Origin of the sequence: Shewanella holmiensis, assembly GCF_025370255.1 — a bacterium.
Lineage (GTDB): Bacteria > Pseudomonadota > Gammaproteobacteria > Enterobacterales > Shewanellaceae > Shewanella > Shewanella holmiensis.
In genome coordinates this window covers 1-741 of record NZ_JAMTCD010000064.1, presented here as the reverse complement: position 1 = coordinate 741, position 741 = coordinate 1, and the positions used below count along the sequence as shown (strand labels likewise).

General features: G+C 53.0%; 1 rRNA gene. It reads left to right on the top strand.

Annotated elements, in window-relative coordinates:
• A 23S ribosomal RNA gene (locus tag NE535_RS18645) occupies positions 1 to 719 on the top strand; the annotation flags it as partial.
• Between the last annotated feature and the right edge of the window lie 22 nt (positions 720 to 741).

The window sequence follows — 741 nt, the reverse complement described above, 5'->3', positions numbered from 1 at the left end:
TTTTGATGTTCTAACTCTGACCCCTTATCGGGGTTGAGGACAGTGCCTGGTGGGTAGTTTGACTGGGGCGGTCTCCTCCCAAAGAGTAACGGAGGAGCACGAAGGTTGGCTAAGTACGGTCGGACATCGTACGGTTAGTGCAATGGCATAAGCCAGCTTAACTGCGAGACATACACGTCGAGCAGGTACGAAAGTAGGTCATAGTGATCCGGTGGTTCTGAATGGAAGGGCCATCGCTCAACGGATAAAAGGTACTCCGGGGATAACAGGCTGATACCGCCCAAGAGTTCATATCGACGGCGGTGTTTGGCACCTCGATGTCGGCTCATCACATCCTGGGGCTGAAGTCGGTCCCAAGGGTATGGCTGTTCGCCATTTAAAGTGGTACGCGAGCTGGGTTCAGAACGTCGTGAGACAGTTCGGTCCCTATCTGCCGTGGGCGTTGGATGATTGAAGGGAGCTGCTCCTAGTACGAGAGGACCGGAGTGGACGAACCGCTGGTGTTCGGGTTGTCATGCCAATGGCATTGCCCGGTAGCTACGTTCGGAATCGATAACCGCTGAAAGCATCTAAGCGGGAAGCGAGCCCTAAGATGAGTCATCCCTAGAGCTTTAAGCTCTCTAAAGGGCCGTAGGAGACTACTACGTTGATAGGCAAGGTGTGTAAGCGTTGTGAGGCGTTGAGCTAACTTGTACTAATGACCCGTGAGGCTTAACCATACAACCCAGATGGGTTTTACTG